24 protein-coding genes are annotated in these 26,652 nt (G+C 59.5%); 17 read left to right on the forward strand and 7 right to left on the reverse strand.

Annotated elements, in window-relative coordinates; genetic code table 11:
* The first annotated feature begins 125 nt into the window (after positions 1-125).
* On the forward strand, positions 126-1,193 hold the full coding sequence (locus GS_RS11505; RefSeq protein WP_010942928.1) for a 3-deoxy-7-phosphoheptulonate synthase: 1,068 nt from the start codon (positions 126-128) through the stop codon (positions 1,191-1,193).
* A gap of 8 nt (positions 1,194-1,201) precedes the next feature.
* On the opposite strand, the gene ald is transcribed toward GS_RS11505, so the two are convergent.
* Positions 1,202-2,299 carry an alanine dehydrogenase gene (gene ald, locus GS_RS11510; RefSeq protein ID WP_010942929.1) on the reverse strand — a complete coding sequence of 366 codons (1,098 nt, stop codon included), beginning with the start codon at positions 2,297-2,299 and terminating at the stop codon, positions 1,202-1,204.
* Between the two features lie 341 nt (positions 2,300-2,640).
* On the opposite strand from ald, the gene GS_RS11515 reads away from it, so the two are divergent.
* Together GS_RS11515 and GS_RS11520 are read left to right on the forward strand one after the other, a co-directional pair.
* Entirely contained in the window at positions 2,641-3,198 is a 558-nt protein-coding gene (locus tag GS_RS11515) for a hypothetical protein (RefSeq protein WP_235044881.1), read from the forward strand.
* Positions 3,199-3,567: 369 nt separating this feature from the next.
* Entirely contained in the window at positions 3,568-4,107 is a 540-nt protein-coding gene (locus GS_RS11520; RefSeq protein ID WP_010942931.1) for a cytochrome c3 family protein, read from the forward strand.
* Here GS_RS11520 and GS_RS11525 read toward each other — a convergent pair.
* The gene (locus tag GS_RS11525) at positions 4,062-4,520 is read right to left on the reverse strand and encodes a hypothetical protein (RefSeq protein ID WP_235044882.1); all 459 of its coding nucleotides are present in this window, start codon (positions 4,518-4,520) and stop codon (positions 4,062-4,064) included. The two genes, GS_RS11520 and GS_RS11525, sit on opposite strands and share 46 nt — an antisense overlap.
* Positions 4,521-4,849: 329 nt before the next feature.
* On the opposite strand from GS_RS11525, the gene GS_RS11530 reads away from it, so the two are divergent.
* On the forward strand, positions 4,850-5,764 hold the full coding sequence (locus GS_RS11530; RefSeq protein ID WP_010942933.1) for an HDOD domain-containing protein: 915 nt from the start codon (positions 4,850-4,852) through the stop codon (positions 5,762-5,764).
* 63 nt (positions 5,765-5,827) lie between these two features.
* On the opposite strand, the gene GS_RS11535 is transcribed toward GS_RS11530, so the two are convergent.
* Together GS_RS11535 and GS_RS11540 are read right to left on the reverse strand one after the other, a co-directional pair.
* Positions 5,828-8,098, reverse strand: coding sequence for a sensor histidine kinase (locus GS_RS11535; RefSeq protein ID WP_235044883.1), 2,271 nt, complete (start codon positions 8,096-8,098; stop codon positions 5,828-5,830).
* Between the two features lie 173 nt (positions 8,099-8,271).
* Positions 8,272-9,234, reverse strand: coding sequence for a hypothetical protein (locus tag GS_RS11540; protein ID WP_010942935.1), 963 nt, complete (start codon positions 9,232-9,234; stop codon positions 8,272-8,274).
* A 200-nt stretch (positions 9,235-9,434) separates the two neighbouring features.
* Between GS_RS11540 and GS_RS11545 the strand changes: the two genes are divergently transcribed.
* The 13 genes from GS_RS11545 to GS_RS11605 all read left to right on the forward strand — a co-directional run bounded on the left by GS_RS11545 (position 9,435) and on the right by GS_RS11605 (position 22,154).
* On the forward strand, positions 9,435-10,883 hold the full coding sequence (locus GS_RS11545) for a tetrathionate reductase family octaheme c-type cytochrome (protein WP_010942936.1): 1,449 nt from the start codon (positions 9,435-9,437) through the stop codon (positions 10,881-10,883).
* Positions 10,884-11,124: 241 nt separating this feature from the next.
* On the forward strand, positions 11,125-11,484 hold the full coding sequence (locus GS_RS11550; protein ID WP_010942938.1) for a hypothetical protein: 360 nt from the start codon (positions 11,125-11,127) through the stop codon (positions 11,482-11,484).
* Positions 11,485-11,714: 230 nt separating this feature from the next.
* Positions 11,715-12,503 carry a trehalose-phosphatase gene (locus GS_RS11555; RefSeq protein ID WP_010942939.1) on the forward strand — a complete coding sequence of 263 codons (789 nt, stop codon included), beginning with the start codon at positions 11,715-11,717 and terminating at the stop codon, positions 12,501-12,503.
* A gap of 32 nt (positions 12,504-12,535) precedes the next feature.
* The gene (locus GS_RS11560; RefSeq protein ID WP_010942940.1) at positions 12,536-13,684 is read left to right on the forward strand and encodes a Na+/H+ antiporter NhaA; all 1,149 of its coding nucleotides are present in this window, start codon (positions 12,536-12,538) and stop codon (positions 13,682-13,684) included.
* A gap of 86 nt (positions 13,685-13,770) precedes the next feature.
* Entirely contained in the window at positions 13,771-14,118 is a 348-nt protein-coding gene (locus tag GS_RS11565; protein ID WP_010942941.1) for a hypothetical protein, read from the forward strand.
* 171 nt (positions 14,119-14,289) lie between these two features.
* Entirely contained in the window at positions 14,290-14,853 is a 564-nt protein-coding gene (gene pal / locus GS_RS11570) for a peptidoglycan-associated lipoprotein Pal (RefSeq protein WP_010942942.1), read from the forward strand.
* Positions 14,854-14,878: 25 nt separating this feature from the next.
* Positions 14,879-15,430 carry a 5-(carboxyamino)imidazole ribonucleotide mutase gene (gene purE, locus GS_RS11575; RefSeq protein WP_010942943.1) on the forward strand — a complete coding sequence of 184 codons (552 nt, stop codon included), beginning with the start codon at positions 14,879-14,881 and terminating at the stop codon, positions 15,428-15,430.
* A gap of 53 nt (positions 15,431-15,483) precedes the next feature.
* Complete coding sequence (locus GS_RS11580) at positions 15,484-16,119, forward strand: carbonic anhydrase (RefSeq protein ID WP_010942944.1); 636 nt, start codon at positions 15,484-15,486, stop codon at positions 16,117-16,119.
* Positions 16,120-16,236: 117 nt separating this feature from the next.
* The gene (locus tag GS_RS11585; protein ID WP_010942945.1) at positions 16,237-17,577 is read left to right on the forward strand and encodes a malic enzyme-like NAD(P)-binding protein; all 1,341 of its coding nucleotides are present in this window, start codon (positions 16,237-16,239) and stop codon (positions 17,575-17,577) included.
* A gap of 284 nt (positions 17,578-17,861) precedes the next feature.
* Positions 17,862-19,280: an MBL fold metallo-hydrolase gene (locus tag GS_RS11590; protein ID WP_010942946.1), complete on the forward strand. Its 1,419-nt coding sequence runs from the start codon at positions 17,862-17,864 to the stop codon at positions 19,278-19,280.
* Between the two features lie 14 nt (positions 19,281-19,294).
* Positions 19,295-19,816, forward strand: a complete 522-nt coding sequence (locus GS_RS11595) for a YeeE/YedE thiosulfate transporter family protein (protein WP_010942947.1) — start codon at positions 19,295-19,297, stop codon at positions 19,814-19,816.
* A 3-nt stretch (positions 19,817-19,819) separates the two neighbouring features.
* Positions 19,820-20,377 carry a YeeE/YedE thiosulfate transporter family protein gene (locus tag GS_RS11600; protein ID WP_010942948.1) on the forward strand — a complete coding sequence of 186 codons (558 nt, stop codon included), beginning with the start codon at positions 19,820-19,822 and terminating at the stop codon, positions 20,375-20,377.
* 4 nt (positions 20,378-20,381) lie between these two features.
* Positions 20,382-22,154, forward strand: a complete 1,773-nt coding sequence (locus tag GS_RS11605; RefSeq protein ID WP_010942949.1) for a SulP family inorganic anion transporter — start codon at positions 20,382-20,384, stop codon at positions 22,152-22,154.
* Here GS_RS11605 and GS_RS11610 read toward each other — a convergent pair.
* The 3 genes from GS_RS11610 to GS_RS11620 form a co-directional block, all read right to left on the reverse strand.
* Positions 22,136-23,041, reverse strand: coding sequence for a GGDEF domain-containing protein (locus GS_RS11610; RefSeq protein WP_010942950.1), 906 nt, complete (start codon positions 23,039-23,041; stop codon positions 22,136-22,138). The genes GS_RS11605 and GS_RS11610 overlap by 19 nt on opposite strands.
* Positions 23,042-23,046: 5 nt before the next feature.
* On the reverse strand, positions 23,047-26,070 hold the full coding sequence (locus GS_RS11615; RefSeq protein WP_235044884.1) for a PAS domain S-box protein: 3,024 nt from the start codon (positions 26,068-26,070) through the stop codon (positions 23,047-23,049).
* Between the two features lie 123 nt (positions 26,071-26,193).
* On the reverse strand, positions 26,194-26,643 hold the full coding sequence (locus tag GS_RS11620) for a phosphate-starvation-inducible PsiE family protein (protein WP_010942952.1): 450 nt from the start codon (positions 26,641-26,643) through the stop codon (positions 26,194-26,196).
* Positions 26,644-26,652: the final 9 nt, after the last annotated feature.

Consider the following 26,652-nt stretch of genomic DNA (forward strand, 5'->3'; position numbering starts at 1 on the left):
AAATACGACGAAAAGGTATGGTATCGGATGACTCGTAGTTCTGGCAAAAACCGGAAAAACGTGCTATTGCTACCCCAACTCGACCATTTCATCGTATTTTCATATAGTTCAAGGAGACTAAACCCATGATTCGCACGAGCAACCTGAAGATCAAAAGTATTACCCCCATCATTGCACCGGGGGAATTACGCCAGGTGTTTCCCCAGTCGGAGGAGGCGGCCGAGTTCGTCAACTCCAGCCGCGCCCATATCAAGAATATCCTCAAGGGCAAGGATCCGCGCCTGATGGTGGTGGTGGGCCCCTGTTCCATTCACGATCCGAAATCGGCTCTGGAGTATGCGGGGCGGCTGGCACGCCTGGCGGCCGAACTGTCGGATCAGCTATTCATCGTGATGCGGGTCTACTTCGAAAAGCCCCGCACTACCGTAGGCTGGAAGGGACTCATCAATGACCCCGACATGAACGGCACCCATCAGATATCCAAGGGGCTCGGCATCGCCCGGCGGCTGCTGTCCGAAATAACGGAAATGCTCCTGCCGGTGGCAACCGAAATGCTTGACCCCATCACGCCCGACTACCTCGCGGATTGCATCTCCTGGGGAGCCATCGGCGCTCGTACCACCGAGAGCCAGACCCACCGCGAGATGGCCAGCGGCCTCTCGTTCCCCGTGGGATTCAAGAACGGCACCGACGGCAATCTCCAGATAGCCATCGACGCCATGAATGCGGCACTCCATTCCCACAGCTTTCTCGGCGTCAACCGGGAGGGGCGCACCTCCATCATTCAGACCACCGGCAACCCCGATGTCCACATCGTCCTGCGGGGAGGCAAAAAACCGAACTATTTCCCCGAAGACATCAGAAAGACCGAAGAGATGCTGGAAAAGGGGGGGCTCTTCCCCACCATCATGGTCGACTGCAGCCACGGCAACTCGGAAAAACGCCACGAGAAGCAGCCCGACGTACTCTCTTCCGTCGTGGACCAGATTGCGGCCGGCAACCGCTCCATCTCCGGCGTCATGATCGAGAGTTTTCTGGAAGAAGGGAACCAGTCGATCCCCAGAGATCTCTCAACCCTCAAGTACGGCGTATCCATCACCGACAAGTGCATTGACTGGAAGACCACCGAAACCATCCTGCGCTCGGCCCACGACCGCCTCAAGGCCGCGGGAGGCAGGCCCCTGCACGGGTAAGCCCACGGTCAGGCAAAGGTAACGCGGGGCAGTTCCAGGGCTTCGGCCAGGGCATGGTGAGCGATGCCGCCCCGCCAGGTATTGAGGGCTCCCCCCAGGGCGGGGTCGCGCCTCAACGCTTCCTCAATACCAACGTTTGCCAGCAACCGCACGTAGGGAAGGGTCGCGTTGGTGAGCGCCAGGGTGGATGTGCGGGGATAGGCGCCCGGCATATTGGCCACGGTGTAGTGAATGATGCCGTCCACTTCGTACACAGGCTTGTCGTGCGTGGTCGGCCGGCTCGTGGCGACGCATCCACCCTGGTCGACGGCAACGTCAACAATGACCGCCCCCTTCCGCATGGTCGCGAGCATGGGACGGGTAATAAGTACCGGAGTACGGCCGCCGGGAACCAGCAGCGCACCAACCACCAGATCGGCATCCCGAAGATGATCCGCCAGGGCATCGGCCGTGAGGACCAGGGTCCGAAGCCTTCCGTTGAAGATGTCGTCAAGGCTCTGAAGCCGTTCGATCCCCCTGTTCATAACCGTTGTTTCCATGCCGAGGCCGAGGCAGACCCGTGCCGCGGCACTGCCCACCACCCCAGCGCCGAGGATAAGCGCCCGCCCTGCAGCTACGCCGGGAACGCCGGGGGGCAGCGTTCCCGTGCCGCCGTGAATCCGCTGGAGATAAAACGCTCCCACCAGGGGGGCCATCCGGCCGGCGATCTCGCTCATCGGCGCAAGCAGCGGCAGCGCTCCCCCCTTCTCCAGGGTTTCGTAACCAATAGCGGTCACGCTGCGTTTCAGCAGCGCACGGGCCAGCGCCTCGTTTGGAGCCAGGTGGAGATAGGTAAAAAGCGCCTGCCCGGGCTGCAGCAGCGCATACTCGTCCGGCAGCGGCTCCTTCACTTTGACAATGAGCTCGGCCTGACCGAAGAGGTTATCCCGGCCCACCACCCGGGCACCGGAGCGAAGAAAATCATCGTCGGCAAAACCGCTCCCCTCGCCCGCGCCCGCCTCAACGAGAACCCTGTGTCCTTCCCGCGTGAGCTCAGCTGCGCCGGCCGGCGTCATGCCGACCCGGTATTCGTGGACCTTTATCTCCCGGGGCACACCTATGATCATGGCTCAATCCCTCCGCATCGGATAGAGGTACTCTGGGTTTTCAGTATACCTCAGGATAGTGATTCGGCATGACGCAGCCCTGCACACACTCCTTTCTTTCCGCCCCCGCCATATCTCCCAGCTATATTAATGCAAAAATATAAATAAAAAATAATATTTTTACACACGCGACCAAACAAGCCGACAACGTTGCACTATCAGCCATAACACCAGGTTTGGTATCCTCCGCTGCCATTTCACGTCATTATTTCCAAGAAATATAAATCGCTCTATCCTAGCAGTATTCCTCTGCATTGTAGATTCGAATATTGCAATAATAGGGTATGCCTATCCACTCCTATATGTCAAATGACGGCACCCCTCCCGCATGCCTCAAAACGAGCAAGATCAACAAATTAAATAATTACAGCTACTTTTGTGTTTTAATGCGCTGGTTTCGCGAGGTCATGGCATCGGGATTACACCGGCAAGCGTTTTGCTCAAAAAAATCCAAACATCGCGCAGACAAGGAGGATGATATGGAGACGCTTTACACCATGATGGTTGTTCTTACCACCGTTGTTTCAGCCGTCATGATTCCGCGCATCATGCTCGACTGGTTGCGCTATCAAGAATTTCTGCGCGATCGGAATGATGAGGAGCTCAAGATGCTTATCGCGGGACATAAAGGCTGGATTATACGGCACGGCCTGTGCGCCCTCGGCGCAGTTGCACTGGTAACCTGTATTAAATGCCTGCCTGAGCTTGCCCGCTATGACGAACTCGCAGGAGTCACAGCTGCTTACGGTATGATGACCCTGGCGTTCGCATTTGTGGAATCGCTTCTGGCCCAGCGGATTGAGAGCAGCCTGCAGTCCGGCCTCGTCCCCGTATCCACTGACAGCCAGTTCGAACAGTAGCTCCAGCGTAATCAACGGCGCGGAGCCAGCACCCTGCGCCCCCCCAACTTTTTTGCAATGCATTAGTATCAGTCGCGCGGCCATCCGGCCGCGTTTTTTTCGTCGTACAGGGGATACCGGCAAGGCGCATGCGCTGCTGGCACCGCTCAGGAACGTGACGATCTTCAACCATCAAGTGCATCAGCCCCCAACCAGCCCGAGCCCTTACCTGCCCCGCTCCGAAGTTCCGGGAGCAGCCGGACAACCAGCCGTCATCTTCTAGCCTGCAGAGTGAACATCTCGCTTGATAAATCAGTTTTAATTATGATACGTTCGTATTACTCGTAAACGACCTGTCAGCCTAGATATCCACGCAAAGAGAGGATAGCCATGCCTTCTTTCCTCAAACCCCTTCGCGCCGCGATACCAGCGGCACTGGCGGTTCTCTGTTCGCTGCCTCCCGCAGCCTCGGCGCTGACCCTGACCAGCAACGATTGCGGTGCCTGTCATGTCGGCTCCAATCTCGACCGGCACCACCGGCTTATCTCCGAGGCGGGGATGGAATGCCTCGCCTGCCACCAGCTTCACGACCTGCCGGCCGGTGGCTACACAATCCTACTTTCCCGGGAATGCCTGGCCTGCCACAATGCCACCGTGCACAACGGCGTTAGCCACACCGTAACAACCCCCGCCGACTGCGCCCGCTGTCACCGGGAATCGCTGGAGACTACCCATGCTGAAAACGGCTGGCATGGCGGCGATCCGGCCATCAACGCGGAAATCTTTCCTTGCCTGCGGTGCCATACGAGCACCTCGACGTCTATCATTGAAACCATCTCCGCGGGGTTGGCCGGCGAGACACCGAGTTGCATGAATTGTCACCCCTACGGCATGAAACGCAGTCGAGGCACCTCCTCAGTCCGTCGCTGACTGCTCCGCACCTTTTCTCCAACGAGTAGCGCCTGAAGCAGTGCAACCGGATTGACGCCGTAGCGACGCGCGGCGTCACCGAGTGTTTCACTCGGACCGATCTTCACTCCCCGCTGTTGCAGCTTGTACCGGGCATGCCTCGGGTCGATCTCCAATTGCCTGCACAGGTCATCGAGCGTTTTTTGCCCCACGTCAGTTCCCTCGAACGTTTCATAGACCAAGTCCATGGTATAGACGGCTTCCGGCTCTTTCCGTCCACTCGCGGACAGTTGACGGGCATGAACCGTAGGAAGCACCGAAAAAGAGAAAAGCTCAGCCTGTCCGGCCAGTAGTCCATCATCGGCAAGGGAGGCCAGGTGGAGAATACCCACTGCTGTTGCCATGCATATCACGACCAGCGCAACAAGAATCATGACAAATGTCTGTGTCCGCTTACCATCCGACTTCACCTCAACCAACCTCTTTTCCTCCTCGGAACCAATCAGTAGACGACATCGCCAAGACAAAATCAAAAGGCATGCCGCCTTGCGACCGCCCGCCAACAACCCGTTTTAATTCAAAATTTATAATTTTTTACCATAACAAAACAGCTAACTACGTGCAATAGCTGCACTTTGGTGCGCCAATTTTGCACAAATACGCCTTTTTACCGTGCACACGGGGTGTCGAACGGGCTAATGTAATGTTAACTAGTGGAAATAGGGGCAATAATATGGTATGGTGAGTGGCATTGGAGGCTGTGATGGATATTTCCGGACGCGACGTGGAAACCCGGCTTACCCTGGCACGGGAATTCATGTCTGGGGTCGACGAACTGCCGACCGTCCCTGACATTGTCTTAAGAATAGCAGGCAAGCTTAATGACCCCGACGTCGCCATCGACGAGGTGGCGGACTTGCTTTTGCAGGACCAGGTACTGACCGCCCGGGTTGTGCACCTGGCCAACTCACCGCTTTACAGTGCCGCACGCCCGATCAGCTCCATCAGGGATGCAGTCATTTACCTGGGTCTCGACCTGCTCAGGGAAGCGATTTTCACCTGCGCCATCGTGGACCTTTTCAAAACGGGCAAAGGCCCCCTCAACCGATCAACGCTCTGGGCGCACTCTCTGGGCGTTGCCCGCATTGCCAAGCTCATTGCCGAACGCACCGGATTTCTCAATCCCGTCAACGTCTACGTGGCTGGGTTGCTCCACGACGTGGGCGAAGTTTTCATCAATTTTTTCAGGGGCAAGGAGTTTTCACAGGTAGTCACGCTGGTCGATGAGGAAAAAATTACCTTCGGTCAGGCAGAAGAGAGGCTGTTCGGGACTTCTCATTGCGAGGTGGGCTTCGCTTTGGCCAAGCGGTGGAGCCTGAACGAATTTATCTGCGACACCATCCTCTATCACCATGACATCGAGGCGGTTCCCTACAAGCAGGCCGCCATCGTGGCGATGGTCGCCTTTGCGGACGAATACTGCACCCTGCGACGACTTGGATTCGAGGGGCACAAACCGGTTGATTCGGTCCGCACGCTTCTCGAAAACCACCCGTCGTGGGGCGTTATTCGCAGGTCACTGGGTGGGTCGGACTTTGACGAGAAACTGATTGTTGCCGAACTTGACAGCTCCATCGTTGAAATTCGGGCTGCCGTCGACGAACTGTTCCTCCTCTGAGCTATCCCCGTCCCTCCCCCGCGCACCGCTGAACACATCATTTCCTTCCCAACCCGACCGCTATCAGATTGAGAAGTAGAACACAGCACCGGCGCCGGGTGCACTCTCGGCCCAGATGCTTCCCCGGTGCCGGTTGATAATGCGCTGGACCGTGGCAAGGCCGATGCCGGTTCCGGCGAATTCGTCATCACGGTGTAACCGCTGGAACGGTCCGAACAGCCTATCGGCAAAGGCCATGTCGAATCCCGCTCCGTTATCCCTCACGCAAAACGCCGGCTGCCCGTCGGTCAGAGCACTGAACTCAATTTCGGCCAGCGGCGATCTGCCCGTATATTTCCACGCATTTCCCAGTAAATTTTCCAGAACAATGCGCATAAGCTGGGGATCCCCTGTGGCAGTGAGCCCATCGGCAATGGTAATCACTACATTCCTGTTCGGTTCGGCCTCGCGCAAGCCGGCCACGACCTCGCGTGCCATGGCGCTCATGTCGATAGGCATACGCTTGACGTCACCCTGCCCCAGCCGCGACAGGTTGAGCATAGCTTCGATCAGCTGCTCCATCCGTCGAGCGGCTGCGTTCATCCGCTCGATGAACTCGAGAGCCTGCGGATCGAGCTGCCCGCCGTAGTCTTCCCGAAGGGCGAGGCCATAGCCGGCAATATGCCGCAGGGGTGCTCGCAGATCATGGGAAACCGAGTAGCTGAACGCCTCCAGTTCTCGATTCGCGGCTTCCAGGGCCGCCTTCTGCCGCATGAGATCCTCGTTCAGCCAACCGATCTCCTCCTGTGCCTGGGCCCGCTGCTCAATTTCCGCCATGAGACGGATGTTGACCGACTCCAGTTCAGCGGTCCGCTCGGCGACCCGCTGCTCAAGGCCCGCATTGAGCCGGCGGACCTCTTCCTCGGCCCCTTTCCGGGCCGAAATATCCTCGATGACCATGATGAAATACTTTGGCTTGTCCGATGAATCCAGCAGTACCGATGCCGTCTGGTTGACCCAGACGTGTGCTCCCCCTTTGCGGAGATAGCGGTTTTCTGCGGCACACGAACGCTTTCCTTCAAGAAGTTGCTGCCGGCAGGATTGGCAGCTCTCCAGATATTCCGGACAGGTAATATCGGCAACGGTCATACCGAGCAATTCGTGCTCGGCATAGCCGAGGATGTCGCTGAAGCGACTATTGAGCCTGATAAACCGTCCATCCATATCCACATGGGCAATACCGACCGCAGCCTGCTCGAACGTACTGCGAAACCGCTCTTCGCTCTCGCACAGGCTCTCGGTCCGCTGGTCAAGCGACGTCACCATCTCATTGAATGCGGTCGACAGTGCGGAGATCTCGTCACCGGTATCGGGCATGGGGAACCGGCGGTCGGCGCCCTCCTTTTCGGAAAGCCCGCGGATATGCTCGGTGAATGCTGTCAGTTGACGGGTGAGATAGCCGATCGATAGGGAGGTGAGAATGATCAGCGCGCCAACCCCCGCTACCGTAAAGACCCCCATAACACCCCTGGCGGCACGTATGGGCGCCAACACCTCTTTTTCCGGGTAGTTGGCCATCACTACCCAATCTTTCAACGCCAGCTTGCGCGCCGTGGTGAACATGGGCACTCCCTTGTTGTTCACCGTACGCCGGGTGCCGGAAAACCCCTTGACGGCGTCGGTCACGAGATTGCCGTGTAGAGGTCCGACCTGATGCAGGATACACTCGCGCTCAGGGTGCACTATCAATGTCTGGTTAGCCGTTGCCAGCTGAAGATAGCCTGTTTTGCCGATGCGAAGGGTGCCGAAACGCGACAGCAGGTTCGTCTCACGCAGGGCGATGGTCCCGGCGAGAACTCCCCGTACCTGGTTGCCCGGGCCAAAGATCGGCGCGGTCATGACGATTTCCGAAGAATGGGGCGAGATACAGCAGGTCGTCATCTCGGAGATGAGTGGAATTCGTTTCCTGAGAGTTTCGCGAAAAAAGGGGGTGTCGGTAAAATTGGACGGAGGGTTGCTTCCGGCAACGTTATGGGATGTGGCGACCAGCCGTCCGTCGGCGGAGATGACCAGCAACCGGTTGCCGAACAGTTTGTTGAGGCTTGTCCTGCTCTGGAGGAATCGCCGGGTTCGCTCCGGGGAATCAAGGGCGTCGGCGGGAACGAAGGTGGCGCTGGCAACGAGAAGACCCTGGGCAATGCCGAGGGTATTGTCGATTTCACCGGCAATGTAGCTGACCAGCGAACTTTGCTGATCGATAATGGTCTCGTTGAGTTTGCGCTCGAAATAGCCGACCGCAACGACCGCCATGAACACGGCGAACAAAACCATCAACGCCGAAATGGCGAGTGTCATTCTTTGTTTGAGATTCATTACCCGAACCCACGCGGTTGTTGCCGAAGCGTGGCAAAACGCCTTCAGAGCTGCGTATCCAAGCCCCCTCCATGGGTCATGGCCGTTCTTATTATCGTTGGAACCAATCAATTTGCTACATTACATTTAAATATTCGCATTGTCAATTATACAAATTATTTCACAGCCTGCGCCGCCGCGCCACCTCCATCCCCGGACGCCCGTTTCCTGTCCAACTCACGGATGAGATCGTCATAGGCAACCAGGTTCTTTATGAGGGGGAGATCCTTTTTCGCTGATTCTTCGAAAAGCCTGAGCCGCCCATTGAAGCTTGCCGCACGGTTCCTGAGCCCTTCGATACTGGCAGCCAGGTAACTTTTATCGTTTTTATAGGCGTCGTTGCGGGTGACGAACGCCTTTGTCTTTGCCCAGTATTCATCAGTATTTCCTGCGTAGTGATCAAGGGTTTCCAGGAACGAAAGGGTGGATGCGGAAACATCGGCCGACGTCCGCAACTTGGCCTGGACATCGGTCATGGCACGCAGGAGTTCGCCGTCGGCATAGCGGGCAGCAGCTGAGACCTTGACGGCATCGGGGCGGACAGGGTCTATAGCGTCGACCATGGCCAAGTACCTGTCGGAAGTCTTCAGGTACGAGGCAATGGAGCCGGAAGCGGCGTTCAGGGAGAGAACCCCTTGGGAAACAAATTTGGTCAGGACTGAGGCCTGCCCCGCGTAGGGGATCGGCAGGACCCGGGCAAAGCCGGCAACCACGGAGCCGGCCTGGATGTACTTTTCGTAGCCGGCGAGACTTGAACTCATCCAGGTGACGAATTTCTCGAAGTCTGCCATGGATTGGCGCTGTGCGCGGGTATTGGCTGAGAGGTCCTGCAGGTGTCGTACGTTTTTTGCCAGCAATTCGTCGCTGGAAACGGTGGGGCTGCACTCCATCTCCCGGATTTTCTGCTCCAGCCTGACCTGGAGGGCCTGGAGCTCTTCCACGAGCTTCTGCCGGCGTTCAAGCGACTCCTCACACGTGAGCGATGCCGGCGGCACAACCGCCGCCTCGGATGCATTCCCCTCGGCCCCGCGGCCGAGCAGTATGGCCGTACAGGCCACGACAAGCACTCTTCTTTTCACGGCTATCTTCTCTCTTTGCGGATGGTGATTATCTCAGCGCTGCATACTACTCCGCAGCCCGGGAGGCTGTCCAGTTCTTCATGGCATGCATGCGGAACGGAAAGGGCCGGCCCGGCAAAACAAAATGTTGACACGATATTATACATATGTTCATATATTTCGTCTTCTATATAAACTTGCAGGATGGGGGTAATCAGCGCATGAGGATGAAAACGGGAGCAGTCATCGCAGCATCAGCCATCACAATGGCCGCCATCAGTGCCTTTGCCGGCGCGGATCACGCGGAATTCGTGAAGGGCCCCTTCAAGACCGGCCAGGACGTGACCAAGGCTTGTCTCGAATGCCACTCCGAGGCCGGGGATCAGGTTCTTTCCTCTTCCCACTGGAAATGGAAGGGACCGCCGAAGCTGGTGAAGGGCTTGGAGAAAAGCAAGGTAGAGTACGGCAAGGCGAACCTGATCAATAATTTCTGCATCTCCATCGAGGGTGGCGACCGGTGCGACAACCAGGAGTTCTGCGCCAAATGTCATCCGAGCTATGGCTGGACCGACAATACGTTCGACTTTACCAATAAGAACAACATCGACTGTCTCGTGTGCCACACCAGCGACCGGCAGTACAAGAAGGGGCTGGCCGGGCAGCCGGATCCCAAGGCCATTGCGGCCGGCAAGCTCGACCTGGAGAAGGCGGCCCAGAAAGTAGGCAAGCCGGGGCTTGCGAACTGCGGAGTCTGCCACTTCTACGGCGGCGGCGGAGACGCGGTGAAGCACGGCGATCTCGACTCGACCATGGAGAAGCCCAAGCGCGATCATGACGTCCACATGGGCACCACCGACAGCGGCGGGCTGGGCATGACGTGCCAGCAGTGCCACAAGACGAGCCACCACCAGATCGCCGGCGCCTCCACCTTCCTGGCCACCTACTCGGAACGCGTTGCGTGCGAGGACTGCCATACCGGCGCCAATGCTCCTCACCAGAAGTCGAAAAACGGCGCCCTCATCAACCGCCACCTGGCCACGGTTGCCTGCCAGACCTGCCACATTCCGGTCTTCGCCAAGGGACAGGCCACCAAGATGAGCTGGGACTGGTCAGACGTGGGCAAGGATATCGAAGCCGGCGAGCAGTTCGACAAGGAGACCTTCATGAAGCACAAGGGAACCTTTATCTGGGGCAAAGATGTCGTTCCGACCTATACCTGGTATAACGGGACCATTGAGCGCTACCTGAAAGGGCAGAAGATCAAGGACCCCTCAAAGGTGGTCAACATCTCCAGGCCGCTGGGTGACATCACCGACAAGAAAGCCAAGATTTTCCCCTTTAAGGTCCATACGGGCAAGCAGCCCATGGATTCGCTCAGCAACTGCCTCCTGATCCCCCAGACCCACAATGCGCTCTGGAAGGACTATGACTGGGAGAACGCCCTGAAAAAAGGCGCCAAGGGATCCCAAGTCCCCTACAGCGGCAAGTACCAGTTCGTGAAGACCGCCTTCTACGGCAGCATCAACCATGAGGTGGCGACCCGGGACAAGGCGCTGCAATGCGGCGAGTGCCACATGGGGGGTACCCGGATGAACTGGAAGGCCCTGGGATATAAAGGGGACCCGATGCAAACCGGCGGACGCTTCGCAAAGACGGCTGCAAAGAAATAGATCGTTTCGTACCGGAGGGCGGCCCATGGCCGCCCTCTTTCATTTCCGCACCTCTTCAACCAACCCGCTTCCCACCCGCAAGGCCGCTACAACCGGCATTACCCTGCCAAAACATCACTACCAGAGGCCTTTCCAGTGCTAAGCGGCCGACCAATTAGCGAAGTTATTTAAACGGCTTCAGCGGCATCGAGCGCCCTTGTTCTTGACAAAAATTATCATAATGTTGTACAAGATTATCTGTATGCGTACCGTGAGTATTTTCCATACCTGCCTTGCGGCAGTTCTGGCGACTGTCATTTTCATCTTCTCCACCGTCGGGTTCGGCGTGGCATGCCAACTGGTCGTCCCCAAGGTGGTCGACTCGTCCCACCATTACCACACTGACCGGCTCTGCCCCGCCGACAGCGAACGGAACGACGGCAGCTCGACTCCGGCATCCGAATGCCCCTTGGCCCACGGAGACCTGCCCCCCTGCTGCGCGGATGAGACGATCCTTCCGGCCTATTGTCCGTCCTTCGCCCTGCTCGATGTTCACGACCCCCTGAGAGCACCGCCCCAGGTCTACCTTGACTGGTTTGTCCCGCCCCAGAATCAGACCTGAAGCGAATCAGCCTTTGGTGCCGTAACGTTCAGACCGGCCATGGGTCCATCGGGCCTGGTCAGATCAAGGCGGCACCAGCCGCCGGTATGTCGCCGGCCGAAGCTGATTCACCGTTTCTCCCCGTCCCTGTCAACCGATAGTGCGCTCGGCCGTTCTTTATCATTAATTTCGGCCGCAACAGCATTCCGGGAAACCGTCCGCCGCGGTCCCGGGACAACGGAGGTGCAACGATGCTTACTACAGATTCCCTTAAACGTCTCTGGATTTTCTCTTTCGACCGGACGCTCACCGCTGCCGGGGCCTGCTACTCAAAGGCACGCCTGCACCGGGTGACACGCCAGTTTCTGGAAGAACTCGCCGCGCTTCCCGGCCACCGGGTTGCCGTTCTGTCCAGCCGTCCCCTTGACGATCTCGTTTCCCGCGTGCCGATCGAGGGCATTTACCTCGGCGGCAGCTGCGGAACCGAATGGCACATACCCGGCGGTGAATCAATGACCCTTTCGGGCAAGCCCAAGGACATGCTGATGGAAACCCGCGATGCCCTGTTGCCGACACTGCGGGAAGTCGCCGACCTGCCGGGCGTGGAACTGGAGGACCGGCGCTGGTCCGCGGCACTCCACACGCAGGAGGCAAACACCAAGGCACGCCAGACGCTCTTCGCCCGGCTCGCTGCCGTTCTTAAGGGGTGGAGAGTGGCCCTTTACCGGAATACCACCATGGTGGAGATCCAGTTTCTTCCCGAGATCACCATGGCATTCGGCGCTCAGGCACTGTGCCGGTTCCTGGGATATCGCGGAGACGTGGTCTGCGCCGGCAGTGACGAGAACGATGCCACGGCACTGCGCTGGGCCCTCAATCAGGGGGGAACGGCGCTCAGCCTCGGCAGGGACCCGCTCGTGCCGGGGGCGCGGCCGGTAGTGGACGTGAGGTCCCTGGCCCGTCACGTTCGCGACCTGGCGGGAATCGACGAGCACCATCGGACGAGAATGGCGGGGCGCAGGCTCTGCAATGCCGCATAGCAGTCGTGCATGGCTGACTGAAAGGATAGGATTTGAGAAAAAGGATCAACCTGCTGCGTGAATTTTCGGTGCCTCTGATCGCCGGTGTCGTGGTGGCCCTGCTCTGGGCCAACCTCGACCCGGCCGGCTACCACTCTTTCATAGAACAGCCCTTCTTCGGTGGGATGAGCTTCCACTTCGTGGTGAATGAGCTGTTCATGGTCCTTTTTTTCGGAATAGCGGCAGTTGAAATAACTCAAAGCTGCCTGCCGGGCGGCGATCTGAATCCGTTGAGAAAGGCGGTCAATCCGCTTCTGGCGACTCTTGGAGGGGTCGTCGGCCCGGTGCTCGTCTACCTGGGACTCAACGCCATCATCGGTGGTCCGGAACTGACGCGCGGCTGGGGTATCCCCACCGCCACCGATATCGCGCTGGCATGGCTGGTAGCCCGGCTCGTCTTCGGAGCCGGGCATCCCGCGGTATCGTTTCTGCTTCTGCTGGCGGTAGCGGACGATGCCATAGGACTTGCCATCATTGCCGTATTCTATCCCGACCCGAACCACCCGACCGAGCCGATCTGGCTTTTCCTGACGGTCGCCGGCATGGTTGTCGCCTATATCCTCAGGAGCCTGAAATCAAGAAGCTACTGGCCCTATGTAGTCGTGGGAGGCGGACTTGCATGGACCGGCCTGTTCAAGGCCCACTTGCACCCAGCCCTCGCCCTCGTCTTCATCATTCCCTTCCTGCCGCATCCAAGCCGGGAAACGGCTCACCTGTTCGAGGCCGATCCGCGCGACACCTCGACCCTGGCCCGGTTCGAGCATGATTGGAAGATCGTCGTCGACTTCGGTCTCTTCATGTTCGGCCTTGCCAATGCGGGAGTCGGTTTTTCGTCCGTGGGGGCGGCAACCTGGCTCGTGCTGGCATCGCTCGTAATCGGCAAGACGCTCGGCATCTTTGCCATGGGATACGTTGGCAGGGCCCTCGGATTCCCCCTGCCGCAGCAGGTCGGCGCCAAGGAACTGGCCATGACGGGGCTGGTGGCGGGCATCGGCCTGACCGTGGCCCTGTTTGTGGCCGGTGTGGCATTTGTTGAACCGGACATCCAGGGGTCGGCCAAAATGGGGGCCCTTTTGTCGGGAGGTGTCTCCATTGTGGCGATCATGCTCGGAAGAGCGCTGAACGTGAGACGAATCCCCTGAGCTGCCCGGCTAATTGCATCTTGACAAATGTACTGCCCTGTTTAAGATGCGAATGACACACGATCATCCGCGAAAGACACCGATCCATGTACCGTCACGGTTGCCTGAAACGAGCCAAGGCGCTCCTGCTGCTTATCGTCGCACTCCATGTGACGGGTTACTCGCTCATGCTCAGGGATCAGGCCTTTGCCCCCCTCCAGGAGCAGATTACCTTCTGCTGCAGCGCCAACATCGAGGCGGACGACGCCCAGACGGATATTGACGACTTCAAGCCGCCGAAGCATTCGTTTATCGACTACACCACCTACTTCTGCCCCAGCCGGCTCGTTCCCATCTACCAGCCCAGTGAATCCCGCCTTGTGTTCGCTGAACCGTTCCGGCTGCCACCACAGGTGTATCCGGAAATTTCCGTCCCTCCCCAGAACGTCGCCTGACGCATCGCCGCTACCAGAGTAACTGCAGCAACGCATAATCGTTCCCAGCGCAGTGCACGTGACAGGGGAGGTTTGCCATTGTCCGTCCGTGCCTTCGCATGCGTGCGCCCGGCATGTCTTCGTCGGCCGCAATCGCACAATTACATGCCCATGACACTCAAGGAGAATCCAATGAAATACGTGCATGCCACGCTTCTCGTCGCCTTCAGCATCGCCTGTGCCGCTGGTTGCGCCAAAAAAGAACTCGTCGTTCCGGAACCGGCGGTCGTCTCCGCACCGGCTCAGCTCCCAGCCACGGAAACTGTCGCGCCGCCGGCAACGACTATTGACGCACACGAATCCATCGCCGCAACGGACATTGCCGAGGATCGCATCACCCCGGCCGGTAATGCTACCCAAGCGAGTCCCCTGAAAATCGTCTACTTCGACTTTGACGCCTGGGTCCTCAATGGTGAGGCCCGCGAAATCCTGGCCGGCAATGCCGAGTGGCTCCGGAAGAACCCCGGGGTGGCGGTCATCCTCGAAGGGCATACCGACGAACGGGGGTCCGATGCCTACAACCTCGCCCTGGGGGAGCAGCGGGCCAAATCGGCAATGAAGTACCTGCAGACGCTCGGGATCGATGCCGGTCGCATGACCGTGGTGAGCTATGGAGAAGAGAAGCCCGCTGTCGAGGGCCACGATGAGTCAGCCTGGGCCGGAAATCGGCGCGTCGAGTTCATCCCCAAACGCTGATCAGCCTATTCATAAGGAGCTAGCTATGGAAAAAGTCGAAACATCGAGCGCACCCGGCACTCTCGCCGACCGCTCGCCGCTGGTGGGAATCCTGACCGGGAGCCCCAATGATCTGCCCACGGTGGTGAAGGTGCGCGACACCCTGACCGAGCTCGGCATCCCGAGCGAGATCGTGGTGGCTTCGGCCCACCGGACCCCCGACAAGGTCCTCGCCTACCTGGACCGGGCCCATAAGGAAGGGGTGCAGGTACTGATCGGCTGCGCCGGCGTGGCCGCTCACCTGGCGGGTGTAATCGCCGGGCACACGAGATTGCCGGTCATCGGTTTGCCGCTCGGCAACGGCCCCTTGTCAGGGATGGACAGCCTCCTCTCGACCGTGCAGATGCCCCCGGGCGTGCCGGTTGCCACGGTGGCCATCGACGGGAGCCGCAATGCGGCCATGCTGGCGGCCCGCATTCTGGCCCTCAAGTACCCGGAGATTGACAAGGCCCTGGAAGAGGCGGCTCGGAAGGAGCGGGAGCGCTACGACCTGACCGCCGATGAGGCCCTGGCAAAACTCACCTCGTGCGTCAAGTAATGAAGGAGAGAACGCGCGGCGCCCTTTCCCGGGCGCCGCGCCATGGAGGCACTATGAAGGACATCGAACGCTTCATCGCAGGATTCCGCCGGTTCAGAGAGGATTATTTCGGTTCGGAATACTCACCCTTCGAACACCTTAAGCAGGGGCAAAGCCCCAAGACCATGATCATCGGCTGTTCCGATTCCCGGGTCGATCCGGCCATCCTGACCGACTGTGCGCCTGGCGACATCTTCACCGTTCGCAACGTGGCCAACCTGGTCCCCCCCTTCGAGGAAAACGGCGGGCTTCACGGGGTAAGTGCGGCATTGGAATTCGCGGTCTGCCACCTGGGGGTCGAGCATATCATCGTACTTGGGCACTCCCAGTGCGGCGGCATTAACGCCCTCATGAAAGGAACCTGCGGCTGCAAGGGGGGAGGGTTTATCTCCCGCTGGATGTCAATCGCCACGCCCGCCCGCGAACGGGTCCTGGCGGAGCTGCCGGAAAAGGATACGGCCCTCCAGCAGCGGGCCGCCGAGCAGGCCGCCATCCTCCTCTCTCTGGAAAATCTCCACTCCTTCCCTTGGATCGACGAGCGGGTGGTACGGGGGGAACTCACTCTGCATGGGTGGTATTTCGATATCTCAGCTGGTGAACTGCTCGAATATCGATCCGAAACCGGATTATTCGAAAAAGTCTCTAAATAACAGAGCATTTCTGGGAACTGATTTTCTCCGTGATCGTCGGTGAATACCGGCGAACCAGCCGGGTAGCCGCTGCCAGATATTAGCCACCACTCATCAGACCAAGAGGAAGCGAACGGAATGAATATAGAAAAAGGGTTCGACAAGATCGTCAAGACCCTGCGTGTCATGATTACCGATCAGCCCGGCTACCTGGGGCGCCTGACCACTGCCATCGGCTCCGAAGGGGGCAACATCGGCGACATACGCCTCATCAGTTCGGGGCTTACCCACAACATTCGGGAGATTACCGTCTATGTGGACAACGACCAGCATCTGGAAATGATCCTCAAAGCCGTTGCCGCGGTTGAAGGGGTCATTGTCGAAGAGGTGATCGACCGGGTGCAGCAGGTTCACGAAGGGGGCAAGATTGCCGTCAGGAGCAGGGTTGAGATTAAGACCATCGGCGATGTGCGGAAAATCTACACCCCGGGGGTGGCCTCCATCTGCCGCCAGATCCAGCAGAAGCCCCGGCTCGCCGACACCTATACCGCCATCGGCAACACCGTGGCCATCGTCACCAACGGCACCGCCATCCTCGGCCTGGGGGACATCGGCCCAGTGGCCGGCATGCCGGTCATGGAGGGGAAGGCGGTGCTCTTCGACCACCTCGTGGGGATTTCCGGCGTCCCAATCCTGCTAAGAAGCAAAAACGTGGACCATATCGTGGACACTATCTGGCATCTGGCTCCCACATTCGGGGCCATCAAGCTGGAGGACATCGCGGCACCGGACTGCTTCGAGATCGAGCGGCGGCTCGTGGAGATGCTGGACATTCCTGTCATGCACGATGACCAGCACGGCACGGCAGTGGTGGTGCTGGCGTCACTGCTGAACGCAACCCGTTTCACCGGCACCAGGCTGCAGAATGCCACGATCGGAATCATCGGCCTGGGGGCGGCCGGCACCGGCATCGCCAAGCTGCTCATGGCCTACGGGGTGAAAAAAGTGGTCGGCACCGATCTCAATCCCGGCGCCATGGAGATGCTGCAGACTCTGGGAGGAGAACCGACTAATCTGGCAGGGGTCATGGAGCGCGCCCAGGTGGTAATCGCCACCACCGGCTGCCCCGGGCTCATCAAACCCGACATGGTGAAACAGGGGCAGGTGATTCTGGCCCTCTCCAATCCGGATGCCGAGATTAAACCGCAGGATGCCATGACGGCCGGGGCATCCTTTGCCGCCGACGGCAAGAGCATCAACAACGCCCTCGCTTTCCCCGGCATCTTCCGGGGAGCCCTCGACGCCCGTGCCAGCAGAATCAACAACCGGATGCTCATTGCCGCGGCCAAGGCCATCGCCTCACACGCCGAAGAGGGTGAGCTGGTGCCGGGCATCCTCAACCGGAACGTCCACCTGGCCGTAGCTGAAGCGGTGGCAAGGGCGGCAGCAGAGACAGGAGTCATCAAACCCCGCAATTAGTACCACCGACCACCTTCGCAGTCCTCCCCACTCCCAACAGACCCGCCGACTTCGGCGGGTCTCACATTCAACCTTCATCCGAGCTGCTTGCCGACCGAGTGATTATGCCTGCGTGCCGGCTAGTTTCGCAGTCAATCCAGGCTCTGGTCCCTCCTTCGATACCGGAGACACAGGCATAATCCAGCAATATATGTGGTATTTATAATTAATGCTTGCTATGTGGATATTAGATGGAATAATAACTCATAAATATTTGCATATATTCTTCCAAGGAGGGTTATCACGTGTTTATCCAGCAATTCTTCGTATCCGGCCTGGCACACAGCTCTTATTTGCTCGGCGGAACATCAACCTGCGCGATTGTCGATCCCCGGCGCGATATTGAGATATACCTGGATGCGGCAGCGTCCATGGGAATGAAAATCACCCACATTCTCCAGACCCATCTCCATGCCGATTTTGTTTCGGGACATCTTGACCTGGCCGAGGCTACCGGCGCCGTCATAGTGGCTCCCAGGTCCGCAGATTGTCAGTTCAGCCACCTGGACGTGGCAGAGGGGGACAGCTTCCGGATCGATGACCTGGAAATCCGGGTCCTGGAAACCCCCGGCCACACACCCGAGCATATTACCTACGTGGTCGTGGATCATGGCCGGGGCCCGGAACCGGCCGTAATTTTCTGTGGCGACACTCTTTTCGTGGGGGATGTGGGACGCCCCGACCTTTTTCCGGGCATGGCCCTGGAGTTGGCCGCAAAACTATATGGTTCTCTCCATGAAAAGCTCATGGCGCTCCCCCCCTTCTGCGAGGTCTATCCGGCCCACGGCGCGGGTTCCCTCTGCGGCAGGGCCATGGGGGCCAAGCGAACCAGCACCGTGGGGTACGAGAAGCTTTACAACGGCGCGCTCGCCATTGGCGACCGGCAGCGGTTCATAACCTCACTCACTACGGACATGCCGGCCGCTCCGGACCATTTCTCCCGCTGCAGCGACATCAACCGCCGGGGACCGGCACTGGTTCGGACCCTCCCGGTCCCCGCCCCGCTGCCCCCGCAACGTTTCCGTGAGGCTATGGCCGAGAGCGACACCGTGGTTCTCGATGTTCGGGGATACGCCGCCTTCGGAGGGCAGCACGTGCCTGGTTCCTACCACATCGACCTGGGCGGAAACTTCGCCACCTTTGCCGGGTGGGTCCTCCCTCCCGACCGGAAAATTCTCCTCGTGGCTGAACAGGCCCATGAGGCATCGGAAGCGGCAGTTGCGCTTCACCGGGTGGGGCTCGATCAGGTTATCGGCTACCTGGAGGGGGGGATGTTCGAATGGGCCAAGGCAGGCTTTGGCACGGATCACGTCCCTCAACTTTCGGCACCCGAGCTGAACCAGCGCATCTCCTGCGGCGACGGGCTGGTGCTGGTGGATGTGCGCTCCGTCGGTGAATTCGGGGCTGCCCACGTGGAAGGGGCGATCCACATTCCGGCTCCCCAGCTCCGTACCCGCCATACCGAGCTTGACCCCGACCGGGACATCGCGCTGGTGTGCAGCACGGGCCACCGGTCGAGCCTGGCGGCCAGCATCCTCAAGCGCAACGGCTTCAGCCGGGTCTGGAACGTGGCCGGCGGCATGACCGGCTTCAATGCCGCAGGGTTCGCACCGGAATGCCCCCTCTGCGTGGTGCCCCACGGTCCGCGCTTCATGGGACGGTGACGGGGGTAAAAACCATGATCTCATTTCTGACCATGACCGAATGGTCCCCCTATGCTGTGGGGATCGGCATCGGCCTCCTCTCCTGCTTCGCCTTCGTCCTGTCGGACAAGCCCATCGGCTGTTCCACCGCCTTTGCCCGGACCAGCGGCATGCTGGAGCAACTGGTCCGGGGGCAGAAGGTGCGCGAGATGCCCTACTATCGACAGTTCGTCCCGGAAATCGACTGGGAGTGGATGCTGGTGGCAGGGATCGTTCTGGGAGCCTTCACCTCTTCGTGGCTGTCAGGGGAGTTCCGCCTCCAGTGGGTACCGTCCCTCTGGGCCGCCACCTTCGGACCAGAACATCTACCCCGCCTGGTTACCGCCTTTGCCGGCGGCATCATCATGGGATTCGGCGCACGCTGGGCCGGTGGTTGCACCAGCGGCCACGGCATCAGCGGCACCCTGCAACTGGCGGTGAGCGGCTGGCTGGCAGTGGCGGCCTTTTTCGCCTCCGGAGCCGCAACCGCCTTCGTCAAGTACGCTCTGGGAGGTTAGGCCATGTTTTCCGCCCTTCACGCCAACAAACCGGCCCAGCTTATCTTGGGACTCGTAATCGGCTTTTTGTTCGGATTCCTTCTTCAGAAGGGCAATGTCACCGAGTACGATGTGATTGTGGGGCAGCTGCTGTTCCGAAACTTCACCGTCATCAAGATCATGGTGACCGCCATGTTGACGGGGATGATCGGCGTTCACCTGCTCCGCAGCCTCGGCTTTGCCCAGCTCCACCCCAAGCCCGGCTCACTGGGGATGACGCTGGTGGGAGGTCTCATCTTCGGCGTCGGCTTCGCCGTCCTGGGCTACTGCCCCGGCACCATCGCCGCGGCTGTGGCACAGGGAAAGATGGACGCCTTCGTGGGCGGGATGTCGGGGATCATCATCGGTGCAGGACTCTACGCTCACTCCTTTCCCTACCTGTCCAGAACCATTCTTCCCAAGGGCGATTTCGGCACCCTCACCTTCCCGGAACTGTTGCGGGTGACCCCTTGGGTGGTTATCCTGCCCCTGTCGGCGTTGCTGATCGGTTTACTGGTCTGGCTGGAGCGGGCCGGTCTGTGACTCCATGAGGTTGACGCCCTCCTCTTTGCTGCCCGAATGGCTCCGCTCCTATCGTCCGGCCGATCTACTCCCGGATCTGGCGGCAGGCGCAGTGGTTGCGGTGATACTGGCCCCCCAGGGAATGGCCTATGCGCTGCTTGCAGGGCTTCCCCCCATCATGGGGCTTTATGCTGCTACGGTGCCGCTGCTGGCCTATGCCCTGGCCGGGTCGTCGCGCCACCTGTCCGTGGGACCCGTTGCCATCGTATCGCTGCTTGTGCACGTAGCCTGCAGCAAGGTTGCCCACGCGGGTTCAGCGAGCTATGTGTCCGCAGCCCTGCAACTTGCCCTACTGACAGGTGTGCTGCAACTGCTTTTGGGAACCGTCCGGGCCGGTTTCATGGTCAACTTCCTCTCCCGGGCCGCCATCGGAGGGTTCACCTCGGCGGCGGCGCTTCTCATCAGCCTGAGCCAGTTTAAGAACCTGCTTGGAATATCCGGCGACGGCGGCGAGTCCGCTCTGGAGCTGGCCGCCGGCGTGGTCCGGAACATTGGGACGCTCCACCTCCTGACCAGCGTAATGGGGCTGGCGGCCATCTGCATGCTGCTTCTCCTGCAACGGTTCGCGCCCCGCTTTCCCGCTCCGCTGGCGGCAATCGTCCTCGGCATTCCGCTGACGGCCCTTTTGCACCTGGATCAGGCAGGGGTCAGGACTGTCGGTGATCTTCCCCATGGGCTTCCCCCCCTTTCCCTGCCGCCATTCGCCGCGGATCAAATACTTACGCTCCTGCCGGCCGCCGTGACCATCGCCCTGATCGGCTATCTGGAATCATTTGCCGTTGCCGGTCTCATTGCCGACCGGGAAAAATACCCGATCTACCCGAACCGTGAACTGGTCGGACTCGGCATTGCCAATGTGGCTGCGGCATTTTTTTCAGGCTATCCGGTCACCGGCGGCTTTTCCCGCACCGCGGTCAACCATCGGGCCGGTGCCAGAACAGGCCTGGCCGGCATGATTACGGCAACTCTCATCGGCATCATACTGCTTCACTTCACTCACCTCTTCCACTACCTTCCAAAAACGATCCTGGCTGCAATCGTCATTGTGGCCGTTGCCGGCCTGGTGGAGGCAGCCGAAGCCCGCTACCTTTTTCGGGTGAAGCCCAGCGACGGCTACACGTTTGTTCTGACGTTCCTGGTTACGCTCGGTTTCGGCGTGGAGGCAGGCATCGTAGCGGGCGTCATCTTCTCGCTGCTGGTTTTCATATGGCGGAGTGCCCATCCCCACATCGCCGAACTGGGGTGGCTTGAAGAGGAAGGGGTCTTCCGTAACATCCGCCGCTACCCTCATGCCGTTGTGCCTCGCGGCATGCTGCTCGTGCGGGTCGACGCTTCCCTCTACTTCGCCAACATGGCGTTTGTAGGGGACTGGCTGCGGGCTACCCTAGCAGAGCGGGCGGATGTGCGCCAAATCATATTCGATCTCTCGGGGGTCAACGATATGGATGCGGTAGCGTTGGCGGCACTGGAGGTGATCATCGAAGGCCACGGGGAAAGGGGAATTGTCGTGGCATTCGCCGGCATGAAGGGGCCGGTCCGGGATCTGGCCCAACGGGCCGGCTGGCAGGAACGATATGGGAACCTGATCAGCTTTCTTTCACTGAACCAAGCGGTCCGACAGATGTCGACGGAAGATATGATCCTGGCTGGACTCCACAGCAAGGAGAGAGAGTCGGAGACATGCAGCGTGCCCGCTACGCGTCCCACCGGCTCGACCAATCATGGTGATCCCGCCTGAACCACGCGGTCCCGTCCTGACCTTTTAGCCCGATACAAGGCATCATCGGCGGCAGCCAGCAGTTCGTCCAGACCGGCGGTGCCGTCGCACGCGGCAACACCGATGCTTACGGTAACTGACACCGGCTTAGCCCTGGAGGTGAATTTTGTCGAAGCTATGGCCGCCCGGAGCCGCTCATAGAGATGATTGCAATCATCTCCCGTGCCCGGAGCTACCACGAGGAATTCTTCTCCGCCCAGCCGACCCAGCAGGTCATAGTCCCTGAGCAGCCCCCCCAGCACTCCGACGCAGCCGCACAGCACCTCGTCTCCGGTCTGATGACCGTAACGGTCGTTTACCCGCTTGAAGTGATCGATATCCAGGATGCCGATGCTCAAACTTCCCCCATCCCGCTTGACCCGGGACAGCTCTTTTTCCAGGTGGTCAATAATCGCGCGCCGGTTCATGACGCCGGTCAATGGATCGTGGGTGGCCTGGTGATTCAGGGCCTCCTGGGTCTCCTGCAGTCTCGAATGCAGCTCGACGGTGCGGCGGCCCACCTGGATCCGGGCGCGCAGTTCTCCGAGACTGAACGGTTTGCCCACGTAATCGTCGGCGCCGGCATCGAGCCCGCGGATTACGTCGTCAGTACCGTTTTTGGCCGTGAGCAGGAGAATGTAGGGCAGATGTTCAGCTGACCGGGCACGGACCTGCCGGATCACCTCCACCCCGTCCATGACGGGCATAACCCAATCCAGTACGGCCAGCTTGGGGGCATCGCTTTTTTGCAGTTCTTCCCAGGCCTGCGCTCCATCAATCGCCTCCACCACGTCGTAGCCCCACCGTTTCATCAGTCCGGTCAGCATAGTGCGCGAGGTTACATCATCATCGGCGATGAGAATTCGCATAGGCGTCACTCCTTGACGTAGTCTTGTCTCATGATTTCACATAATCGGCCGAATTCGATTTCCAGCATGTTCATGCAGCAGGCGACACCGCCCATGCCTCCCGCAACCGCCGCATACTCCAAGGCTGCCGCGGCCGCCCGCAGCCGCTCTCCCCCGACACTGGCGGCCCCCCCCTTGATGGTATGGGCCCAGTGGGCAACGGTTGCCGGCTCACCGTCAGCCACTGCCGCCCTGAGCCGTTCGATCAGGTCAGGCATATCAGCCAGGAATGCCGCAACGACCTCCGTCACCAGAGATTCGTCTCCCATGAGCCGTGCCTCCAGGCCCGGACGGTCAAAGACGGGCGTTCCATCCGGCACAGCCGGCACCGCGTTCGCGCGCTCCCCGTCACCGTCGTTTGAAATCCGGCAGCGGCGAGGGAGCCACTTGACCAACATCTCGGCCAGAGCGTCAGGGAAGATCGGTTTGGCGAGATAGTCATTCATGCCCGCGTCCAGGCACTTGCGCCGGTCTCCCTTCATCGCATGGGCAGTGAGGGCAATGACGGGAATCTCGTGGTTGAGGACCGGCGACCGGACATCGCGGATGTGCCTGGTTGCCTCGAACCCGTCCATGACAGGCATCTGAACATCCATCAGAACCAGATCGTAGGGAGTCGTCGCCAGCAGGTCCAATGCCTCTGCGCCGTTGGCCGCGGCATCGCCCCGCAGGCCGAGCCGTTTTATGATCCCAAGAGCCACCTGTCGGTTGGTGGCGTTGTCTTCGACCAGCAGGATACGGACATCGTCGTGCCCCAGATCGCTCAGCAGCTGCAGCGGACCGTCACCGCCGTCCGGCTCCGGAGAGGAGTCCCGGAGGTTCTGTGTGCCGAAGGAAGCAGTAAACCAGAATTCGGAGCCCACGCCGGGCCGGCTGGTGACCCCGATCTCTCCGCCCATCATCTGCACCAGCCGTTTGCAGATGGCCAAGCCGAGACCAGTGCCGCCGTATTTACGCGTAATCGAAGCATCCGCCTGGGTGAACTTCTCAAACAGAAGCTCCGTTTTTTCGGGCGGAATGCCGATGCCGGTATCACGCACGGCAAAACGGAGCTTGACCGAGTCGCCCGTTTTAGTCAGGGAGCCGACCTCCACGGAGATTTCGCCCTGGTGAGTGAATTTGAGCGCATTCCCCGCGAGGTTGACCAGGACCTGTTTCAATCGGACCGGATCGCCCATCAGGAACCGGGGCACCTCGGGCCGGAGCAGGCAGGTGAACGTCAACCCCTTTTCATTCGCCTTGAACGCCAGAGATTCCGCCAGGTCATCAAGCAAGGTGCGCAGGTCGAAACCGATGGTTTCCATCTCCAGCCTGCCGGCCTCGATCTTGGAGAAGTCGAGAATATCGTCAATGACCTGCAACAACGATGCGGCGCTGGTCCTGACTATTTCGGCATATCTCCGCTGTTCGTCGGCGAGCCCCGTTTCCAGCAGCAGGCCGGTCATGCCGATCACGCCGTTCATGGGAGTGCGGATCTCATGGCTCATGTTGGCGAGGAATTCCGACTTTGCCCTGTTGGCGGATTCGGCCTGTTCCTTGGCGAGAAGGAGCTCTTCCTCCGCACGTTTGCGCTCGGTAACGTCGTGAACGATGGAGTGCAGATACTCCCTTCCCTTCACCTCGATCCTGCTGCTGAACACCTCAACATCTCGGACGGAGTCGTCCGCCCGGCGGTGACGGAAAAAGAAGTGGATCCGCTCCATATTTTTGGTATTTTCCAGCTCGCTCACCAGCTCCTCGGGCGAAAGCATGTTGATGTCCCGGATATTCATGGCCCTGAGCTGCTCACGGGACCAGCCGTAAAAGCTCACCGCCGCGTTATTGGCGTCGACGATGGCGCCACTGACGGGATCAATGATCAGCTTGACGGCCGCATGGTGCTCGAACAGATTCCTGAAGAGTGCCTCACTTTGGCGCAAGGCCTCCTCAGCCCGCCTACGCTCGGTGATGTCCCGCACCGACACGACCCTGACGGACTTGTCCCCGTGCTGCAGATTGTAGCCCTCGATCTCAACATCAAAGACCGTTCCGTCCTTTTTCACCCCACGCACCTGGTAGGGCTCAGAATGTGCCCTGCTCATCTTATCGATCATGGAACCGATATCATCAGGATGGAACAGCAGGGATATCACGTTGATTCCCTCCAACTCCTCCCGCGGGTAGCCGAACAGTTTTGCAAACCTGGCGTTCATATCCTGAACAATGCCCCTGTCGTGGATAACGATCCCTTCCAGAGCTACCTCCGACAGGAGCCGGTTACGCTCTTCGCTTTCGGCAAGCCGTGCCTGCTGCAAGAGAAGAGAGCGGTCGTCGCGGGTGATCCGGCGCGCCGCCAGGATGATGCCCCCGAGCCCTGCCGCCCAGAACGTCAGATGACCTGCGCCTGTGGCGGCCATCTTGTTCCGGGCAAGGGCCGAATAGGGCGCAAGGGGAACTGAAACACTGATGCCGCCGCGAACGTCGCCCACTGAATAGCTCGGGCCGGGATGGCACCTGAGGCAGGACTGCTCCACCATCAGCGGCCTCATCAGGCGAAGATGGGGGACACCGTCCATGAGTTCAACCGAGGAGTATTCCTGCTGTCCCCGCTCGAAGGATTCCAATGCCCGGGTTTCCCAGTTGTCAGGCGCATTGGCCTGCCGAATGGGTCTGAGGCTCGTGATGTGGCCCCGGATGCCCGAGCTTTCGAAATTGAGCTCGTGGACCTGTCGTGTCATGTAGGCGGGATTGATGAGGGTGAGCCGTTTCCCCGTGGTGGTTTCCACATCCCGGTCCTTCAGGCCGGCAAGCCACGGGTTGGGCTGGGCACGCTCCGTGACGGGCACATATACTCCGCCGTGACCGGCATTCCAGCGCCGGTACACGATATCCTTCTCGAACTGGGCCCTGGCGTCCACCTTCGCCGCCTCGTGCATCGCATCCCGCTCCTGAATAAAACTCCAGGCCATCGAAAAGCCCACGGCAAGGGTCCACGCGACACCCGTAACCACTGCATAGCGTTTTGGCTTTGAAGACTGTCTCAACTCAGTACCTGCACCGTTCACAACTTATCTCCGCTAAGCTGTTTGCCGCCGCGCCCGCCAACGGCAACAGAAAATGACTCACTCCAACGGTTACAGCCGCTCAGGCTCAGATGACGTATCCCCTTCCCTCTCCGAACCGCCCGACCTTCGCCGTATCAGGTAATAGCCGATGCTCAGCGCCAGAATTATTGCCGCTATCCCCAAAAGGACCTGGCCCGAAAGGTCCTTCACATCGAGAATGATGACCTTTCGGGCAATTGCAATGATTGCAACCGCCATCACGATCCTTGCGTGGTCGGTTGATTGGGCCAGATAGGTTTTCGCGATGGTTTCCAGCAACTCAATTCCGATCAGAACCAGCATGAACAGACCGAAAATCTCCAGCAATTCATCAATTTCCAGGAGAAGAAACGGCGGCGAAACGATATCCTTCACGATGATCCAGGCCAGCTCAAGCGTTGCAAGAAACAGAACCAGTGCCATCATGACTACCAGTGAGAAAATAATCATTTTTTCAAATTTTTTGATCTGCGTGATCATGAATCCCCC

The organism is Geobacter sulfurreducens PCA (genome assembly GCF_000007985.2).
Lineage (GTDB): Bacteria > Desulfobacterota > Desulfuromonadia > Geobacterales > Geobacteraceae > Geobacter > Geobacter sulfurreducens.

Bases quoted from the DNA above. Each gene is read 5' to 3' on its own strand.
- GS_RS11565 (WP_010942941.1), top strand. From the start codon at position 13,771: ATGTACCGTCACGGTTGCCTGAAACGAGCCAAGGCGCTCCTGCTGCTT.
- GS_RS11545 (WP_010942936.1), top strand. From the start codon at position 9,435: ATGAGGATGAAAACGGGAGCAGTCATCGCAGCATCAGCCATCACAATG.
- pal (WP_010942942.1), top strand. From the start codon at position 14,290: ATGAAATACGTGCATGCCACGCTTCTCGTCGCCTTCAGCATCGCCTGT.
- GS_RS11620 (WP_010942952.1), bottom strand. From the start codon at position 26,643: ATGATCACGCAGATCAAAAAATTTGAAAAAATGATTATTTTCTCACTG.
- GS_RS11505 (WP_010942928.1), top strand. From the start codon at position 126: ATGATTCGCACGAGCAACCTGAAGATCAAAAGTATTACCCCCATCATT.
- GS_RS11515 (WP_235044881.1), top strand. From the start codon at position 2,641: ATGTCAAATGACGGCACCCCTCCCGCATGCCTCAAAACGAGCAAGATC.
- GS_RS11525 (WP_235044882.1), bottom strand. From the start codon at position 4,520: ATGATTCTTGTTGCGCTGGTCGTGATATGCATGGCAACAGCAGTGGGT.
- GS_RS11600 (WP_010942948.1), top strand. From the start codon at position 19,820: ATGTTTTCCGCCCTTCACGCCAACAAACCGGCCCAGCTTATCTTGGGA.
- GS_RS11605 (WP_010942949.1), top strand. From the start codon at position 20,382: ATGAGGTTGACGCCCTCCTCTTTGCTGCCCGAATGGCTCCGCTCCTAT.
- GS_RS11610 (WP_010942950.1), bottom strand. From the start codon at position 23,041: ATGCGAATTCTCATCGCCGATGATGATGTAACCTCGCGCACTATGCTG.
- GS_RS11520 (WP_010942931.1), top strand. From the start codon at position 3,568: ATGCCTTCTTTCCTCAAACCCCTTCGCGCCGCGATACCAGCGGCACTG.
- GS_RS11585 (WP_010942945.1), top strand. From the start codon at position 16,237: ATGAATATAGAAAAAGGGTTCGACAAGATCGTCAAGACCCTGCGTGTC.
- GS_RS11555 (WP_010942939.1), top strand. From the start codon at position 11,715: ATGCTTACTACAGATTCCCTTAAACGTCTCTGGATTTTCTCTTTCGAC.
- GS_RS11580 (WP_010942944.1), top strand. From the start codon at position 15,484: ATGAAGGACATCGAACGCTTCATCGCAGGATTCCGCCGGTTCAGAGAG.
- GS_RS11550 (WP_010942938.1), top strand. From the start codon at position 11,125: ATGCGTACCGTGAGTATTTTCCATACCTGCCTTGCGGCAGTTCTGGCG.
- GS_RS11530 (WP_010942933.1), top strand. From the start codon at position 4,850: ATGGATATTTCCGGACGCGACGTGGAAACCCGGCTTACCCTGGCACGG.
- purE (WP_010942943.1), top strand. From the start codon at position 14,879: ATGGAAAAAGTCGAAACATCGAGCGCACCCGGCACTCTCGCCGACCGC.
- GS_RS11535 (WP_235044883.1), bottom strand. From the start codon at position 8,098: ATGACACTCGCCATTTCGGCGTTGATGGTTTTGTTCGCCGTGTTCATG.
- GS_RS11595 (WP_010942947.1), top strand. From the start codon at position 19,295: ATGATCTCATTTCTGACCATGACCGAATGGTCCCCCTATGCTGTGGGG.
- ald (WP_010942929.1), bottom strand. From the start codon at position 2,299: ATGATCATAGGTGTGCCCCGGGAGATAAAGGTCCACGAATACCGGGTC.